The 13,154-nt window shown below is 60.3% G+C and carries 14 protein-coding genes; 5 read left to right on the top strand and 9 right to left on the bottom strand.

All coding sequences use genetic code 11. The features are described 5' to 3' along the window. Window positions 1–39 precede the first annotated feature (39 nt). The gene (locus tag ACSPX5_RS10030; protein WP_169430513.1) at window positions 40–573 is read right to left on the bottom strand and encodes a tetratricopeptide repeat protein; all 534 of its coding nucleotides are present in this window, start codon (window positions 571–573) and stop codon (window positions 40–42) included. Window positions 574–731: 158 nt separating this feature from the next. Here ACSPX5_RS10030 and ACSPX5_RS10025 point away from each other — a divergent pair, with 158 nt between their 5' ends. The 3 genes from ACSPX5_RS10025 (at window position 732) to nudC (ending at window position 3,237) form a co-directional block, all read left to right on the top strand. After that, complete coding sequence (locus ACSPX5_RS10025) at window positions 732–1,505, top strand: class I SAM-dependent methyltransferase (protein WP_169430512.1); 774 nt, start codon at window positions 732–734, stop codon at window positions 1,503–1,505. Between the two features lie 82 nt (window positions 1,506–1,587). Beyond that, the gene (locus ACSPX5_RS10020; protein WP_085709995.1) at window positions 1,588–2,400 is read left to right on the top strand and encodes a crotonase/enoyl-CoA hydratase family protein; all 813 of its coding nucleotides are present in this window, start codon (window positions 1,588–1,590) and stop codon (window positions 2,398–2,400) included. Window positions 2,401–2,406: 6 nt separating this feature from the next. Next, window positions 2,407–3,237 (top strand): NAD(+) diphosphatase, encoded by an 831-nt coding sequence (gene nudC, locus ACSPX5_RS10015; protein WP_169430511.1) that lies wholly within the window; start codon window positions 2,407–2,409, stop codon window positions 3,235–3,237. On the opposite strand, the gene ACSPX5_RS10010 is transcribed toward nudC, so the two are convergent. From ACSPX5_RS10010 to ACSPX5_RS09995, 4 genes are all read right to left on the bottom strand, one after another. Then, on the bottom strand, window positions 3,205–3,984 hold the full coding sequence (locus ACSPX5_RS10010; protein WP_169430510.1) for a TSUP family transporter: 780 nt from the start codon (window positions 3,982–3,984) through the stop codon (window positions 3,205–3,207). The two genes, nudC and ACSPX5_RS10010, sit on opposite strands and share 33 nt — an antisense overlap. 107 nt (window positions 3,985–4,091) lie before the next feature. Continuing rightward, window positions 4,092–4,613 carry a hypothetical protein gene (locus ACSPX5_RS10005; protein ID WP_323160508.1) on the bottom strand — a complete coding sequence of 174 codons (522 nt, stop codon included), beginning with the start codon at window positions 4,611–4,613 and terminating at the stop codon, window positions 4,092–4,094. A gap of 217 nt (window positions 4,614–4,830) precedes the next feature. Continuing rightward, a complete protein-coding gene (locus ACSPX5_RS10000; protein ID WP_007951263.1) occupies window positions 4,831–5,310 on the bottom strand; it encodes a nuclear transport factor 2 family protein in 480 nt (159 codons plus the stop codon). 53 nt (window positions 5,311–5,363) lie between these two features. Beyond that, complete coding sequence (locus ACSPX5_RS09995) at window positions 5,364–5,930, bottom strand: TetR/AcrR family transcriptional regulator (protein WP_007951264.1); 567 nt, start codon at window positions 5,928–5,930, stop codon at window positions 5,364–5,366. A gap of 170 nt (window positions 5,931–6,100) precedes the next feature. Here ACSPX5_RS09995 and pssA point away from each other — a divergent pair, with 170 nt between their 5' ends. After that, window positions 6,101–7,444, top strand: a complete 1,344-nt coding sequence (gene pssA / locus ACSPX5_RS09990) for a CDP-diacylglycerol--serine O-phosphatidyltransferase (RefSeq protein ID WP_439821598.1) — start codon at window positions 6,101–6,103, stop codon at window positions 7,442–7,444. A gap of 148 nt (window positions 7,445–7,592) precedes the next feature. On the opposite strand, the gene efeO (ACSPX5_RS09985) is transcribed toward pssA, so the two are convergent. Genes efeO (ACSPX5_RS09985) through efeU form a run of 4 tightly spaced genes read right to left on the bottom strand, consistent with a single transcriptional unit; the run spans window position 7,593 to window position 11,811 of the window. Further along, entirely contained in the window at window positions 7,593–8,417 is an 825-nt protein-coding gene (gene efeO, locus ACSPX5_RS09985) for an iron uptake system protein EfeO (RefSeq protein ID WP_439821597.1), read from the bottom strand. 21 nt (window positions 8,418–8,438) lie between these two features. Beyond that, window positions 8,439–9,737, bottom strand: a complete 1,299-nt coding sequence (efeB, locus tag ACSPX5_RS09980) for an iron uptake transporter deferrochelatase/peroxidase subunit (RefSeq protein WP_169430506.1) — start codon at window positions 9,735–9,737, stop codon at window positions 8,439–8,441. Between the two features lie 17 nt (window positions 9,738–9,754). Then, entirely contained in the window at window positions 9,755–10,954 is a 1,200-nt protein-coding gene (gene efeO, locus ACSPX5_RS09975) for an iron uptake system protein EfeO (protein ID WP_439821596.1), read from the bottom strand. Window positions 10,955–10,962: 8 nt separating this feature from the next. Continuing rightward, entirely contained in the window at window positions 10,963–11,811 is an 849-nt protein-coding gene (gene efeU / locus ACSPX5_RS09970; RefSeq protein ID WP_169430504.1) for an iron uptake transporter permease EfeU, read from the bottom strand. A gap of 221 nt (window positions 11,812–12,032) precedes the next feature. Between efeU and ACSPX5_RS09965 the strand changes: the two genes are divergently transcribed. After that, window positions 12,033–13,049 (top strand): AraC family transcriptional regulator, encoded by a 1,017-nt coding sequence (locus ACSPX5_RS09965; protein WP_207865709.1) that lies wholly within the window; start codon window positions 12,033–12,035, stop codon window positions 13,047–13,049. The last annotated feature ends 105 nt before the right edge of the window (window positions 13,050–13,154 follow it).

The following is a 13,154-nucleotide window of genomic DNA, read 5'->3' as shown; positions in this document are numbered from 1 at the left end:
AGGCCTGATCGCTGAAAATGTTCGCCTCCGCGTGTCGTGTCAGGTTTTCGATGAATCGTTGATGGCTTCCGCCAAGTCTCGGTATTCCTCGCAGGTTGTGCCGCAAATCTTCTGGATGTGCTGCAACTGTTCCTGCGCCAGATCGACGCGACCCTTGATGACATAAGCCTCGCCCAGGTACTCGCGGACTTGCGCGTACTGCGGATCAAGCCTCACCGATTGCAGGTAATAGCCGATGCCTTCGTCGGTGCGCCCCAGTTTGCGCGTGGCGTAGCCGCGATAGTTGAGGGCCTTGGCGGTGTTCGGTTGTTCCAGCGTATCGAGCAGGGCCAGGGCTTCTTCATAACGGCCGGCCTTGGCCAGACGGTAGGCGTAATCGGTCCGGTCGGCGTCGGGCACCAGATGGCTGGTCTGCATCACGCACTTCTGCGTTTTGGTGTCGAACACCTGGCCTTTGGGGCAGTTGGGTTTCTGAACGGGCGCCTCTTCATCGCCATTGGCGAAGGCGAGGGGGCTCACGAAAACGGCGGCCACCAGCAACGGGGCGGCGAACATAACGGAACGGATAGTCATGGGCAAGGCTCCACAGGGGGTCATGTTTCACTTTGAACACTGCAGGGTGAAAATTTATTCATTGCTTTGTCAGGCTTTGTTAAAGGAAAGCCCTTTTTCCGGCGCTATGCTCGTCAGCGTTCGTTTTCGATCTGCAGTTCTACCATGGGAGTTTGGCCATGAAAGATCAGGTTCACCATTCGGCCGCCAGCGGCTACAAAACCGCCGCCGACACCTACGTCAAAGGCCGGCCCGACTATCCGCCTGCCGTTACCGAATGGCTGACGGGCACACTGGGCCTCGATGGCCACAAGACCGTTATCGACCTCGGCGCCGGCACCGGCAAGTTCACCGGACGATTGGTGGCGACCGGTGCTCAGGTGATTGCCGTTGAGCCGGTGGCGCAGATGCTGGAGAAACTGTCGCTGGCCTGGCCGCAGGTGTTGGCCGTCAGCGGTACGGCAAGGGATTTGCCGCTGCCCGATGCCTCGGTGGATGCCGTCGTCTGCGCGCAGGCCTTTCACTGGTTCGCCAGCACCGAGGCGCTGGATGAAATCGCCCGGGTGCTCAAGCCGGGCGGCAAACTGGGCCTGATCTGGAACCTGCGCGACACCCGGATCGACTGGGTGCCCAAGCTGGACGCCATCGTCAATGCGTTGGAAGGCGACACGCCGCGCTTCTACACCGGCGAATGGCGCAAGGCCTTTCCACACCCGGCGTTCGGGCCGTTGCAGGCTCAGCACTTTCAGCATGGTCATACCGGCTCGCCGGAAGATGTGATTTTCAACCGGGTGCGATCCACCAGTTTCATTGCCGCGTTGAACGATCAACAGCGCGCGAAGATCGACGAGCAGATTGCTCAACTGATTGCCGGCGAGCCGCAGCTGCGGGGCAGAGAGGTGGTGACTGTGCCTTACGAGACCGCCGCTTTCGTCGCGGTGAAGAACGGCTAAAGTCCCGCATTTGGCCGAACCGCCGTGCTGATGCCTTGTTATAGTTCGGGCCTCATTTTCAGCCCGGTAAAGGATTTCTGCCATGACTCAATACACCGCCTTCAGCGTCGAACTGGCCGACAACATCGCCCATGTGCAGATCAACCGTCCGGAAAAGATCAACTCGATGAACGCTGCGTTCTGGAGCGAAATCGTCGAGGTGTTCCAGTGGATCGACGACACCGACGAAGTGCGGGTGGTGGTGCTCAGTGGTGCCGGCAAACACTTTTCCTCGGGTATCGACCTGATGATGCTGGCCGGCGTCGCCAACGAGCTGGGCAAGGACGTCGGCCGCAACGCACGTCTGTTGCGCAAAAAGATTCTGACCCTGCAAGCCTCGTTCAACGCCGTCGACAATTGCCGTAAACCGGTGCTGGCGGCGATTCAGGGTTATTGCCTGGGCGGCGCCATCGATCTGATCGCGGCCTGCGACATGCGCTACGCCGCCGAAGATGCACAATTCTCCATTAAAGAAATCGATATCGGCATGGCGGCCGATGTAGGCACTTTGCAACGGTTGCCACGGATCATCGGTGACGGCATGCTGCGGGAACTGGCTTACACCGGTCGCACCTTTGGCGCCGAAGAAGCGCGCAGCATCGGCCTGGTCAATCGCGTCTACAGCGACAAGGACAGCCTGATCGAAGGCGTGATGGACATTGCCCGGGACATCGCCGGCAAGTCGCCGATCGCGGTCACCGGCACCAAGGAAATGATCAGCTACATGCGCGACCATCGTATCGACGATGGTCTGGAGTACGTTGCCACCTGGAACGCCGCCATGTTGCAATCCACCGACTTGCGCGTGGCCATGGCCGCCCATATGAGCAAACAGAAACCCGAATTTCTGGATTGAGAAACCATGACATCTCGCTGGACCACCGCAGTACTGGACACCGATCAACCCGGCGGCTGGGCCGTCGCGCGCAGCCCCGAGGGTTTTCTGTTCGATGACAACGGCGCGCTGTTCCCCCGGGAATGGCTCAAGCGCCAGGACTTGTCGATCCTTGCCGAGCACGGCATCGGCCACCTCGATGGCGAGCCGGTCTACCTGCTGGAATTGCGCAACACCAGCGAGGTGTCGGGTTGTAACTGGAAGGGGCTGCGGGCGTTCATGCTCGACGGCGATCACACGATCTACAAAGTGCTGGGCTATGCCGCACAGATCGGCACCTGGGCCCGTGAACACCGGTTCTGCGGCAACTGCGGTCAGGCCATGACTCAGGTGCCACGGGAGCGGGCGATGTATTGTCAGCCGTGCGAGCTGCGCAGTTATCCGCGCATTTCGCCGAGCATGATCGTGCTGGTGACCCGTGGCGATGAAGTCCTGCTGGCGCGCTCACCGCGTTTCGTCACCGGGGTCTACAGCACGCTGGCCGGGTTCGCGGAGCCTGGGGAATCCGCCGAGGATTGCCTGATCCGCGAAGTGCGCGAAGAGGTCAGCATCGAAGTGAAGAACATCCAGTACATGGGCAGCCAGTGCTGGCCATTCCCACACTCGATGATGCTCGGCTTCCATGCCGAATACGCCGGTGGCGAGATTGTCTGTCAGGAAGACGAGATCGAAGACGCCCAGTGGTTCAACGTACACGATCTGCCGCCGTTGCCGGCGTCAAAATCGATTGCGCGTTATCTGATCGACGTCTATGTAGCGCGGCGTTTAGGCCATGCTGAACCAGTGCTGCCAGGCTAGGCGCACGGTCAACCCCAGCACCACGGTGATGAACACCGGACGAATGAACTTGGCGCCGCCGCTGATCGCGGTGCGCGCCCCGAAGAATGCGCCGACCATCACCGACAGGCCCATGCTCAGGCCGATGATCCAGTCCACTTGCCCGGAAAACACGAACACCGACAGCGCTGCAATGTTGCTGACGAAGTTCATGCTGCGCGCCACGCCGCTGGCCTTGACCAGATCGATCGGGTACAGCAGCAGGCTGCTGACCGTCCAGAACGCGCCGGTGCCAGGACCCGCCACGCCGTCGTAGAAGCCGAGGCTGAAGCCCTGGGTCGATTGCCACTTCTTCTTGATCGGTGCGTCGCTGTCCAGCGGCGCTTTCGGCGTGCCGCCAAACAACAGGTACAGGCCGCAGGCGAAGACGATTACCGGCAGCATCTTGTTCAGCCATTCCGCCGGCAGATAGTGGGCGACGATGGCGCCGGTCAGGGCGCCGACCAGCGTGCCGATGATCGCGTGCATCCATTGCCTTGGGTGGAACAGCTTGCGCCGGTAGAAAGTAAAACTGGCGGTGGCCGAACCGAAGGTCGAACTCAACTTGTTGGTGCCCAGCACCAGGTGCGGCGGCAGGCCGGCGGTGAGCAGCGCAGGCGTGGTCAACAGACCGCCACCGCCGGCGATGGCGTCGATGAATCCGGCAATGAAAGCGACAAGGGCCAGAACGGCCAGGGTAGTGAGGTCAACGCTGAGATCGAAAGGCATGGAATCGGCTTATTTCGGCAGGGCAGGAGCGGGCGGTCATCATAGCCGTAACACCGGTTCATCGCGAATGGGATCCTCGATGATCCCGCGGCGCCTGAAGGGAGTTGTTACACCACCGAGAGCCAGACATTGCCGATGAAGTACGGCCCTTTGTTGCCAAAGGGATCGCTGGAAATGGCGAAGAAAATATCCAACCATTCGAAGCCAGGTCGAATCATGCCATTGAGCGTAATCGTTCTTGTTTTTGGATCGACATATTCCGACCCTGACCAGATTTCTGCTTCACCCGTGCTGCGGTTGGTCGCCCAAAGCGTGTAGACGATAAATGCGTGAACCAGTGGATTGGAAGCTTTGCCGCTATCGGTGATGTGAAACCGTCGATCCTTGGTGTCTTGCAGCGGGACAGCCTCGGGCGCCTGAACATTGAATTTTAAAGCGAATGCACCGGACTGAACGGGGAAGGGCTCGGTTGCCAGATTCTGCCCCTGGTTTCTACCGCCGACCAAACGTGCGACATAGTTACCGTTGTGGTGTACGACAGACATAGGCGTGTCGTAATTTCGTGGAATCCAGTGACTAAAGTTACCGGTGCCGAAATCACCGTTTGGGACCAGATTATTTTGCGTCATATCAGTTGCTCATTGTCATGAGGTAGAAGAGAGGGCGGTCGTCCAACCGGCCACGTTCGTTGCATGACAATGATTTGATGAATTTGCTGTTGTCGCTACTGTCATTACTGACAGTCCATAAGTACCTTTTGCGATAAAAACAATGGGCTATTGTTGTTTTGGGGAAAGCACGAAATGGAAGCATCCCTGCTTCCATCGTGAGTGGCGGGCTCCGTGATTACAGACCCAGCTCGGACAACCCCGGATGATCATCCGGGCGTCGGCCCAGAGGCCAGTGGAACTTGCGTTCGCTTTCCTTGATCGGCATGTCGTTGATGCAGGCGTAACGCTGGAACATCAGGCCGTGCTCGTCGAATTCCCAGTTCTCGTTGCCGTAGGAACGGAACCAGTTGCCCGAGTCGTCGTGCCATTCGTAGGCGTAACGCACGGCGATGCGGGTGTCGGAGTAAGCCCAGAGCTCCTTGATCAGACGGTAATCCAGTTCCTTGGCCCATTTGCGGGTCAGGAACCCTTTGGCTTCTTCGCGGTTGTTGGCGAATTCGGCGCGGTTGCGCCATTTGGTGTCCAGGGTGTAGGCCAGCGACACGCGCTCCGGGTCGCGGGAGTTCCAGCCATCTTCGGCCAGACGAACTTTTTCAATGGCCGATTCACGGTTGAACGGTGGCAATGGCGGACGAACTTCGGCTGCAGTAGACATGTTTGTCTCCCGATCTAATAACAGTTAAACAACTTGTCAGGCTTATTAAGGCGTTACAGGTCCAATAACTTTCGCGCCATGCATTGCGCATTATCGGCGGCACTGTGATCACCCATCACAAGCGCTACGGTAATGGCGCCGTCAATCAGGATCAGCAGCTGCTTGGCCAACAGCTGCGGGTCCTCGGCACCATGTTCGGTACACAGCTCGCACAGGTAGTCGAGCAGCTTTTGTTTGTGGTCTTTGGCGACCAGGCGCACCGGATCCTCGGGATCGCCGGTTTCGCCACTGGTGTTGATGAAGGCACAGCCCCGGAAACCTTCCGAGGCGAACCAGCCCTTGAGTACGGTAAACAGGTTGAGCAGGCGGTCGGCCGGGGTTTCGGCCTGATCGACGGCGCTTCTGTACCAGTGCATCCAGCGCACGTCGCGGCGTTGCAGGGCGGCGACGGTCAACTCCTCCTTGTTGGCGAAGTAGCGGTAGATACTCTTTCTGGAGACACCGGCGGTTTTCACCAGAAGATCCATGCCGGTGGCCGCGATGCCACTTTTGTAGATCAACTTTTCGGTGACATCCAGAATGATGTCTCGGGTCGTGTCGTTGCTTGTGATTTCGTTCATGTGATGAACAGTAGAACGATCGTTCTCCTTGGTCAAGAAATTATTTTACGATCGTTCCCGCGCTCTGCATTCCCACGCAGAACGTGGAAACGATCAATCAGGCGTGAAGACCCGAAGGAGTTGATGGTGTAAGCTCTCGGGTTCTTCGGATTCGACCCATTGCGAGCCCTATGCCGTTGCTTTTCAAACGCTCTCTGCTGCCCAAGTTGCGCAGCTTTCCGCTGACCGCCGAGGCCGTGACCATTCTGTCCGGTGCCGCCGAGTTCCGCCGTTGCCTGCTGGAGAAAATCGCCCAGGCGACCCAGCGCATCTACCTCGTCGCGCTCTATCTGCAAAACGATGAGGCCGGCCAGGAAATTCTCGATGCCTTGCACGCCGCCAAACTCAAGCGTCCCGAGCTTGAAATCGCGGTGGTCGTCGACTGGCTGCGGGCCCAGCGCGGCTTGATCGGTGCCGGCAAGCAACCGGGCAACGCCGCCTGGTATCAGGAGATGACCCGCACCCACCAGAGCGTGGTGCCGGTTTATGGCGTGCCGGTGCAGACCCGCGAGCTGTTCGGCGTGCTGCACCTGAAGGGCTTCGTGATCGACGATTGCGTGGTCTACAGCGGCGCCAGCCTGAACAACGTCTACCTGCACAAGTTCGACAAGTATCGCTTTGACCGTTATCACGTGTTGCAGAACCGTGAATTGGCGGACTCCATGCACCACCTGGTCAAGCACGGCCTGATCGAATCCAAAGCGGTGCATCGCCTCGACTTGCCGAACCTGCCGACCACCCGCAGCCTGCGCAACGACATCGGCGACCTGCGCAGCCGTCTCAAATACGCCGCGTATGACACCAGTGCCGGCAGCACGGCGCATGCCGGCCTGTCCGTCAGCCCGTTGCTCGGTGTGGGCAAGAACAATCCGCTGAACCGGGTGATTCTGGAACTGATTGCCAGCGCCCAGAAGCAACTGACCATCTGCACGCCGTACTTCAACCTGCCGCTGGGTGTGATCCGCGAGATCAACCGGGCGCTGGCCCGTGGTGTGAAGATCGATATCGTGGTCGGCGACAAGACCGCCAACGACTTCTACATTCCGCCGACCGAGCCGTTCAAGGTGATCGCCGCGCTGCCGTATCTCTACGAGATCAGCCTGCGCCGTTTCGCCAAGCGCCATCAGCGCAACATCGACAGCGGGCAGTTGAACCTGCATCTGTGGCGCGAGGGCGACAACAGCTATCACCTCAAGGGCATGTGGATCGACCAGCGCTACACGCTGCTGACCGGCAACAACCTCAACCCGCGGGCCTTCCGTCTCGACCTGGAAAACGCGTTGTTGATCGATGACCCGAAAGGCGAGTGGCTGGAACCGCGCCGCCTTGAGCTGGAAAACATCTTCGAACACACCACGCGGATCGAGCGATTCCAGGACCTGGAAGCCTTGGCGGACTACCCGGCCGGGGTGGCCAAGTTCCTCAAGCGCGTGAGCCGGGTGCGGGTCGAGCGGTTGCTCTATCGCATCCTCTAACGCACAGAGTTTTCAGCGTCGCTAAAAATGTCTTCGCGAGCAAGCCCGCTCCCACACTGATCTTCGCTGAGCACAATTTTGTGTTCAACAAAGACCCTGTGTGGGAGTGGGCTTGCTCGCGAAGGCGGCAGAACAGGCGCTACACGTCTCAGTTCAGACCGAGCTTGCCACGCAACGTCGACAGGTCTTCCGCCAGGGTATTGACCGGGCCCACCAGCGCCTTGCGGTCGTTGTCCTTCACCTTGTCGTAAGTCTCGAAACCACCGTCCCTGGTCTTGTACTTGGCCAGGATCTTGTCCACGGTGGCGAAGTTCTTGTCGACTTTGGCGACGAAGGCCTTGTCCTGCTTCTCGATCTGCGGACGGAACAGGTCGACGATCTTCTTCGCGCCGTCGATGTTGCCCTGGAAGTCATAGAGATCGGTGTGGCTGTAACGGTCTTCCTCACCGGAGATCTTGGTGGCGGCGACTTCTTCCAGCAGTGCGGCAGCACCGCCGACGACTTTCTCGGGCGGGAAGGTCAGGCCGGCGACGCGGGTCTGCAGGTCCTGGACGTCTTTATCCAGCTTGTCGGCCAGATCGTTCAGGCCCTGGGTGCTTTTTTCCGAGAACAACGAGTACTCGATGCGGTGAAAACCGGTGAAGTCTTCAGCCTTCACGCCTTTTTCGTGGTCGTCGACGCGTGAGTCGATGGATGCATCGAGGTCACTGAACAGCTCGGCAATCGGCTCGATCGACTCGTAGTAGACGCGTGTTGGCGCATAGAGCTTTTGTGCGGTGGCCAGGTCGCCCTTTTTCACGGCATCGGTGAATTGCCTGGTGTGGGTGCCCAGTTGGTCCAGTTGCTCGGTGACGTAGATCTTGTAGTCCGAAACCGGCCCGACCAGATCCAGCGGCGCGGTCGCCGCGAACACCGACAGCGGGGTGTTGAGTAGACCAAGGGTCAGCAATAACGCGATGGGCGTCTTTTTCATGGGGGCGGCTCCTGTTGAATGCTATGCAGTTGTTTTTGGTTGGGTAGCGTTGAGCAGCGAGCGACCGATGAAATCCTTGTCGCCCGTAACACCCGGCAGGGTGAAGAAGTAACCGCCGCCGACCGGCTTGAGGTATTCCTCCAGCGGCTCGCCATTGAGGCGGGTCTGAACGGTGATGAAGCCTTTTTCCAGATCGGCCTGATAGCAGATGAACAAAAGGCCCATGTCGAGCTGGCCGTTCTTGTTCACGCCGTTGGAATAGTTGAACGGCCGGCGCAGGATCAGATTGGCCTGGGTCGCGGCGGTGCGCGGGTTGGCCAGACGGATGTGCGCGTCGAGCTTGGTCAGCTTGCCTTCCGGGTCCTTGCTGTAGTCCGGGACTTCGGTTTCATGGCTGGCGCCCATTGGCGCGCCGGTGGTTTTCACCCGGCCGATGATGCTTTCCTGCTCCTGTAACGGCGTGCGGTCCCAGCGTTCGACGAAGTTGCGGATGATCCGCACCGCCTGATAACTGCCGTGGACGGCCCAGGCCGGTTCGTCGCTGCCCGGTTGCACCCAGACGATACGGTCCATGGCTTTGTCGTCGTTGGAATCCGGGTTGGCCGAGCCGTCGCGAAAACCCAGGAAGTTACGCGCCGATTGCGCCGGCACACCGGGTTTGGCCGGGGCTTGCGGCGGCACGCTGCCTTCCTGTTTCCAGCGCACCAGCAGCAGGTCCGGCAGGTTTTTCACGATGTCGCGCAGGGCGTGGATGTTGGTGTCGGCGGTGTTGGAGCAGAACTGCAGGCTCAAGTCGCCGTGGCAGCAATCGGCTTCCAGTGCATCGTTGGGGAAGCCGACCATGCGGATCAGGCGCTTGGGCTTGGCAGCGGCGAGGCCGAAACGCTCGTCGAACAGCGATTCGCCCACCGACACGGTGATGGTCAGGTTGTCCGGGGTGACCACCGGGCCGAGGATGCCGGAATCCGGCGGCGGCAGCTTCGGATCGATCTGCGCCACCGGCCCGCCCTTCATCAGGAACGCGATGCGCTCGTTGAGGGTGCGGAACAGGCGTTCGAGGTCTTCACGGTCGCTGGCCAGTACATCGAATGACACCAGCATGCCGGACGCCGGACGCGGGGTGACAATGCCGGTCTGGTGTACGCCATGGAAGTCGTGATGATCCTGGGTCTTGTCGCTGCTCGGTGCTTCGGTGACTTGCGCGGGTACGGCGGCCATGGCCGGGCAGCTCAGGGCGGTGCCGGCCAGTGCGACGCCGGCGGCGCCCATCCCCATCAGTACGCGACGGCGTTGCAGGTTGAAGTGTTCGGAATCGTTCATCGGTATTCGTCTTCTATTTACAGGCCGGAGAGGCCGAGGGCGGGATCGATGCCGTCGAGGGCGTCGGCCAGGGTCTTGGCCTTGTCGGCAATCTGTTTGCGTTGTTCACCGCTGACGGTGTCGTAACTGGCGTAGCCATCCTTGACCTTGAAGCCGTTCAGGGTGTTGTCGAAATCAGTCAGCGCGCTGTCGATTTTCGGCAGCAGCTCGGCGGCGGATTTGCTCAGCAGCGGCCGCAGCAGTTCGACGACTTTGTGCGCGGTCTCCAGGTTGGCTGCGAAGCCGTTGAGATCGCTGTGGCTGTAGCGTTCCTCTTCGCCGCTGGCGGCGCGCACGTCGGCCAGGGTGTTGAGGTTGCGCACGAGGATTTCCACCAGTTGCTCCGGCGGCAGCGATTGGGCCAGCAACTGTTGTTTCAGCGTGTTGACGTCGCCCAACAGGCGCTCGGCAACCGGCGACAGGGCGTCGAGACTGCGTTGCTGGAACAGCGCGTACTCGATGCGATGGAAACCGACAAAGGCCGGATCCTGCTCGCGTTTTTCGAAGTAATCGGCGCGGGCGTTGATGCTGTTGTCCAGTTCCGCCAGGCGTTGTGCGGCCGGGGCCAGACGCTGATACGCGGCACGGGCCGGCAAATACGCCGCTTGGGCCTGGGCCAGATCACCGCGGGTGATTGCCTGGTTGAGCGCCGTGACAGCTCTGATCAGCGCGCTTCCCTGAGTGGCCAGATAAACCCGGAACTCCGACAGCGGCCCGACGAAAGCGACCATCGACGGCTTGGCTTTGGCGGCGGCGTCGGAAGCGGCGGTCGGCGTGACATGCAGCACGCCGCGCGGATTGCTCAGCAACCCGCAGGTGATGGCGTAGTCGCCGGGTTGCAGGTTGGCGTTGATCACCTGGCTCAGGCCCGGCGCGATGTTCTCGCGTTCCTCGATCACCAGCACGCCGTCGAGGATTTCCCATTCCACCGCCCGGTCGGAGCGGTTGACGATGCGGAAACTGGCGCGCCCGGCGGGTACGCTCAGCTCGTTCGGCTCGCAACTGCCGGGGTGGATGTTGACCACCACTTCGTCATGATTGTGCTGACGTTTGGCCGCGGCCATTTTCGAGGCGTAGTAGAACAGGCCGCCGGCGGCGATCATCACGACCACCGAACCGGCCACCGCCCAGCGCAAGGCGCGGGGAGGCGAGGCCTGAGGGATATTAGGCTTTGACATGGAGGCCCTTATTGGCTGGAAACGGAATTCGAGGCGGCGGCTTTGGGTGCAGGGGCGGGAGCCGGATAGAAGAACATCACCAGCGCCACTACCAGATAGATCAGATACGCACCGAGGGTGCTGACGGTCGGGGCATCCTGATAACCGAACATGCCGGCCAGCACCGAGCCCAGCGGGCCGTCCATCGGCAACGTCGCGCTGAAGTCGAAGAGCACGGTTTGCAGGTGATTCCAGACCCCGGCTTCGTGCAGCGCCTGCACCGAGTTGGAGAGAATCCCGGCAGCGACCACCAGGATGAACAGTCCGGTCCAGCGGAAGAACGCCGACAGGTTCAGGCGCATGCTGCCGCTGTAGATCAGGAAGCCGACGACGATGGCCAGGATCAGGCCGAGCAGGGCGCCAATCGGCGCGCCCGGGCCTTCGCTCTGCTGGAACACGGCGAGCAGGAAGAACACCGTTTCCAGTCCTTCCCGGGCGACGGCGAAAAACACCATGGCGATCAGGGCGATGACCTGATGCTTCGACGAAGTCAGTGCGTGATCGAGAGAGGCTTGCAGCGAATGTTTGATCGAGCGCGCCACCTTGCGCATCCAGAACACCATGGAGCTGAGAATCCCCACGGCGACAAGGCCGACCACGCCTTCAAAGAGTTCCTGCTGTTTTTGCGGGAATTCGGCGCTGACCAGTTCCAGGCCGCCGCCGACCAGCAACGCCAGCGCAGCGGCGAGAAACACGCCGATCCATACCGCCGGCATCCACTGGCCACGACCGGTCTGTTGCAGGTAGCTGGCGATAATGCCAACGATCAGCGCGGCTTCAATGCCTTCACGCAGCATGATCAGAAAGGGAACGAGCATTCGGCATCCACTGTGTAACGAAATGAGGTTACAAGTTGTAACATAATGAAAGTCATTCTCACATGCCACTCATTGACATTTACCTGAACGATAGCTGAACAGGCCTGAAGAACAATCATTCTCATGTCAGCCAAAAGCATTTCAGAGCGTGAGCGAGCTGTGTCTCGATGGCTGCGTTAAGATGCCAGCCACTCGAACAACAACAGGATTTGCCTCGATCCATGTCGGAAAAAGACACCATCGCCATTCAACTGGTGCGTGAAGCACTGCAGCAAAGTTGTGCGCCGGGCGTGGCCACGGAGGAAGTCTTGAACAAGGTCGGCATCGATCCGGCGCTGCTGGGCACCGATGACGCCCGCGTGCCGGCCGGTCAATACGCGCGGTTGTGGCGGCTGCTGGCGCGGCGGGGAGACGACGAGTTCTTTGGCATGGACCCGCGCAAGCTGAAGTCCGGCAGCCTGGAGTTCCTCTGCCGCAGCGCGATGGCCCAACCGAATCTGGCTGCCGGGCTGAGCAGCGGTTTGAGTTTCCTGTCGCTGATGCTTGAACGCCTGCCGGCACAACTCGTGCACCAGCAAAGCCTGGCGGAGATCGTCCTGCTGGAGGACGACCCCGAGCCGCGCCGCGCCTTCACCTATTTCACTTACTGGATGATCGTCCACGGCGTGGCGTGCTGGCTGGCGGGGCGGCGGATTCCGATCCTGGCCATCGAGTTGCGCTGCCCGGCGCCGGATTTCTGTGATGACTATCGGGTGATGTTCTCCGAGAACCTGCGTTTCGACCGGCCGCGCACGCGGATGATTTTCGCCGCCGACGTGCTGGATCTGCCGATCAAGCGCAGTGCCGAGGAGTTAAAGCGTTTTCTGGCCCATGCCCCGGCGAACATTCTGGTGAAGTACCGCGACCCGGAAAGCCTTGCCAGCCGGATCAAGCAGGATCTGCGGCAGTTGCCCGCCGAACAGTGGCCGGAAACCGAAGCCCTGGCCCAGCAACTGTGCATGTCGGCCTCGACCCTGCGTCGGCGTCTGGCGGAAGAGGGGCAGACGTATCAAGGCCTCAAGGACAGCGTGCGCAAGGAATTGGCGATTACCTGGCTGGCTGAGCCTGCGATCAGTTTTGCCGAGATCGCCACGCGGCTGGGGTTTGCCGATGCGAGCTCGTTCTACAAGGCGTTTCGCAAGTGGTCCGGTACTAATCCTGGGCACTATCGCAGCTTGATCCTCAACGAAGCGTCCTGACCCACACTACCCGCCGCTGGTTCTCGTTCCCACACTCCGCGTGGGAACGATCATCGACGCGAATCTTGGCCAAACCAGTCATCCACTTTGAGGGCTTTGACCATT

The sequence above is a fragment of the Pseudomonas sp. HLG18 genome (assembly GCF_051903985.1).
Taxonomy (GTDB): Bacteria; Pseudomonadota; Gammaproteobacteria; order Pseudomonadales; family Pseudomonadaceae; genus Aquipseudomonas; species Aquipseudomonas fluorescens_BT.
The sequence above is the reverse complement of the archived record's forward strand: the minus strand, read 5'-3'. Positions and strand labels throughout refer to the sequence as shown.

What these genes read in the sequence shown, in the direction of transcription:
- ACSPX5_RS10030 (WP_169430513.1), bottom strand. Translation starts at nt 573, where the DNA reads ATGACTATCCGTTCCGTTATGTTCGCCGCCCCGTTGCTGGTGGCCGCC.
- ACSPX5_RS10025 (WP_169430512.1), top strand. Translation starts at nt 732, where the DNA reads ATGAAAGATCAGGTTCACCATTCGGCCGCCAGCGGCTACAAAACCGCC.
- ACSPX5_RS10020 (WP_085709995.1), top strand. Translation starts at nt 1,588, where the DNA reads ATGACTCAATACACCGCCTTCAGCGTCGAACTGGCCGACAACATCGCC.
- nudC (WP_169430511.1), top strand. Translation starts at nt 2,407, where the DNA reads ATGACATCTCGCTGGACCACCGCAGTACTGGACACCGATCAACCCGGC.
- ACSPX5_RS10010 (WP_169430510.1), bottom strand. Translation starts at nt 3,984, where the DNA reads ATGCCTTTCGATCTCAGCGTTGACCTCACTACCCTGGCCGTTCTGGCC.
- ACSPX5_RS10005 (WP_323160508.1), bottom strand. Translation starts at nt 4,613, where the DNA reads ATGACGCAAAATAATCTGGTCCCAAACGGTGATTTCGGCACCGGTAAC.
- ACSPX5_RS10000 (WP_007951263.1), bottom strand. Translation starts at nt 5,310, where the DNA reads ATGTCTACTGCAGCCGAAGTTCGTCCGCCATTGCCACCGTTCAACCGT.
- ACSPX5_RS09995 (WP_007951264.1), bottom strand. Translation starts at nt 5,930, where the DNA reads ATGAACGAAATCACAAGCAACGACACGACCCGAGACATCATTCTGGAT.
- pssA (WP_439821598.1), top strand. Translation starts at nt 6,101, where the DNA reads ATGCCGTTGCTTTTCAAACGCTCTCTGCTGCCCAAGTTGCGCAGCTTT.
- efeO (WP_439821597.1), bottom strand. Translation starts at nt 8,417, where the DNA reads ATGAAAAAGACGCCCATCGCGTTATTGCTGACCCTTGGTCTACTCAAC.
- efeB (WP_169430506.1), bottom strand. Translation starts at nt 9,737, where the DNA reads ATGAACGATTCCGAACACTTCAACCTGCAACGCCGTCGCGTACTGATG.
- efeO (WP_439821596.1), bottom strand. Translation starts at nt 10,954, where the DNA reads ATGTCAAAGCCTAATATCCCTCAGGCCTCGCCTCCCCGCGCCTTGCGC.
- efeU (WP_169430504.1), bottom strand. Translation starts at nt 11,811, where the DNA reads ATGCTCGTTCCCTTTCTGATCATGCTGCGTGAAGGCATTGAAGCCGCG.
- ACSPX5_RS09965 (WP_207865709.1), top strand. Translation starts at nt 12,033, where the DNA reads ATGTCGGAAAAAGACACCATCGCCATTCAACTGGTGCGTGAAGCACTG.